Origin of the sequence: Allobosea sp. CER48 (genome assembly GCF_044752385.1) — a bacterium.
In the GTDB taxonomy this organism is placed as follows: domain Bacteria; phylum Pseudomonadota; class Alphaproteobacteria; order Rhizobiales; family Beijerinckiaceae; genus Allobosea.
The window spans coordinates 1-2,500 of the sequence record NZ_JBIWYK010000446.1 but is presented as its reverse complement, the minus strand read 5'-3'; the positions used below and the strand labels follow the sequence as shown (position 1 = coordinate 2,500).

General features: G+C 66.0%; 4 protein-coding genes. All 4 read right to left on the bottom strand.

The genetic code is table 11. From position 1 onward, the window contains the following. Window positions 1–1,120, bottom strand: a 1,120-nt coding sequence (locus ACIPIA_RS14145) for a sensor histidine kinase (RefSeq protein ID WP_400510466.1), incomplete at its 3' end; no start/stop codon positions are given. 9 nt (window positions 1,121–1,129) lie between these two features. Next, window positions 1,130–1,798: a response regulator transcription factor gene (locus ACIPIA_RS14140; RefSeq protein ID WP_265052504.1), complete on the bottom strand. Its 669-nt coding sequence runs from the start codon at window positions 1,796–1,798 to the stop codon at window positions 1,130–1,132. Window positions 1,799–1,853: 55 nt separating this feature from the next. Then, window positions 1,854–2,177, bottom strand: coding sequence for a PepSY domain-containing protein (locus ACIPIA_RS14135; RefSeq protein ID WP_400510465.1), 324 nt, complete (start codon window positions 2,175–2,177; stop codon window positions 1,854–1,856). 65 nt (window positions 2,178–2,242) lie between these two features. Beyond that, a partial coding sequence (locus tag ACIPIA_RS14130) for a hypothetical protein (RefSeq protein WP_400510464.1) occupies window positions 2,243–2,500 on the bottom strand: 258 nt, incomplete at its 5' end.

Genomic DNA, 2,500 nt, shown 5'->3' with positions numbered 1-2,500 from the left:
CGACCCTGGATGCAGCCCATTTGAAGGCATTGTCGAGCAGGTTGCCGAGCATCTCCTCGAAATCCTGCTTCTCTCCGCGGAAGCGCAGCGAAACCGGAACGGTGTGTGAGCCGGCGATCTCGCGGTCCTGGGAGATCTTCATGAAGGTGCGGAGCAACGCTTCCAGCGACGGAGCAACCTCGGTCACGCCACCCAGCGCTCCGGACAACGCCGCAGCGCGGGCACGGTCGAGGTAGTACTGCACCTGATCGCGCATGATCGCCGTCTGCGTCCTGACCGTTTGGGGCAGTTGCCCCGCGCCCGATCCCGCCTCGTTCATCATCACGCTGAGAGGCGTCTTGAGGGCGTGCGCGAGGTTGCCGACCTGGGTGCGGGCCCTGTCCAGGATCTCGTGATTGGCGTCGATGAGCTCGTTGAGCTCGCTGGCGAGCGGGGTCAGGTCCGGCGGATACTGGCCGGGAATGCGCGGGCTCTCGCCCGTTCGCACGGAGCCGACGGCCGCACGCAGGCGCACCAGAGGGCGCAGGCCGAACCGCACCTGCAGCAGGGTCGACGCGACAAGGGCAAGGCCGAGCAGCAGGAAGGTCATCGCCAGCGCGAAGCGGAAATCCTGGATGTCCCCCTCGATCTCGTCTGCCGGCGCCGCGACCGCGACCGTGAAGCGCCCGTCTTCTCCGACGTCGATCTCGCGCTCGAGGACGCGCAGCTGGCGATCGTCGGGACCGGAGACATAGCTCTCGCGCAGGCCACGGCTGTTCGGAGCGATGGACTGGTCGAGCAGCCTCGGCAGCTGGCCGCCCACCAGCGAGCGCGAGGAACGGACATTGGGGCGCTCGCCGTCGAGGCGGGTGATCTGCCAGTACCAGCCGGTCAAAGGCAAATCGAAGCGCGGCTCGCCGAGATCGCCGATGGTCTGGCGTTCGGTTTCGGGCGGCGCAGCGAGGTCCGCGACGAGTTGCTTGATATAGACCGAGAGCCGCTCGTCGAATCCACGCTCGGCCGAGCGGCGGTAGAAGGTCGTCAGCCCTACCCCGGCAAGGACCAGGATCAGCACGCAGCAGAACGCCGCCGAGAGGAACAGCCGCGCTCCCAGCGAATAGCGGTAGGATTTGAGGACCATGTCCCGCGATCAGACCTTTTCCGGAGCGGCGGCAATATAGCCGAGGCCCCGGACGGTCTCGATGATGTCGACGCCGAGCTTCTTGCGCAGCCGGCCGACGAAGACCTCGATCGTGTTGGAATCGCGATCGAAATCCTGGTCGTAGAGATGCTCCACCAGCTCGGTGCGCGAAACGACCCGCCCCTGGTGGTGCATCAGATAGGACAGCAGCCGGTACTCGTGCGAGGTCAGCTTCACGGGATTTCCGTCGACGACGACGCGGCTCGCTCGCGTATCGAGCCGGACGGGCCCGCAAACCAGTTCCGAAGTGGCGTGACCCGCGGCACGGCGCAGCAGGGCGCGCACTCGCGCGAGCAGTTCCTCGACGTGGAACGGCTTCACGACATAATCATCCGCGCCGGCATCGAAGCCGCCGACCTTGTCGCTCCAGCGGTCGCGCGCCGTCAGGATCAGCACCGGCATGGTCTTGCCGGCCCGACGCCAGCCTTGCAGCACGGCGACGCCATCGACTTTCGGCAGGCCGAGGTCGAGGATGACGGCGTCATAGGGCTCGGTCTCGCCGAGATAGAGGCCCTCTTCGCCATCGAAAGCCTTGTCGACGGCATAGCCGGCATTCTCCAGAGCGGTCACGATCTGGCGGTTGAGGTCCTTGTCGTCCTCGACGACGAGCAGTCTCACGGTCGGTTCGCTCCAGTTTGTGCGGGTGCCAGCGAGGCCGTTTACGGCAATTCGATCAACGGATGGTAGCGATCTTGCCGGATTGTCCTTCCAGCGTCACGCGCGCCACGCGGCCATCGCGCTTCAGGGTCGTGACGACATAGACGAATTCCTCGCCCTGCCGGCACAATCTGATGCGGACGACCTCGCCGGGCGCGGCATGACGGGCATGGCGGGACGCCTCGGCCGGCTGCATGACACGCCCCTCGGCAACGGCATCGCGGGTCTCGTCAGAGGACAGGCAGGACATCGGCGTCGCGTCGTCGACGCGGATGATCGGCATCGGCGCAGACGTCATGAGCGCGAAAGCGAGGATCGGTTCGATCGGCATCATCGACATGGGCTAACCCCATCCGCGTGAATGCGCCATGAATGCATCACCCCGTCCACAAAGAGGACCCTAGATCACGCCACGGCAATCCGTCCATGCCATTCGCGCCCGCGGCCAACAGCGGCACCGAGCTGGGCCAGGGAGACAACCAGCTCCAGCTGCGGCGAGCCGAAATCCGCGAGCTCCTGCGCCGAGGGGTATATCCATTCGGGCCGGTTCACGATTTCGGCATGAACCGCCGCCGCGCCGTTGAAGACGCGAATTTCGTAGCGCTCGCTGTCCTCGCCCAGAGGCACCTCGGCCAGTTCCCACGAATCGCCGTCCAGGCGCGT

Bases quoted from the DNA above. Each gene is read 5' to 3' on its own strand.
- ACIPIA_RS14135 (WP_400510465.1), bottom strand. From the start codon at position 2,177: ATGTCGATGATGCCGATCGAACCGATCCTCGCTTTCGCGCTCATGACG.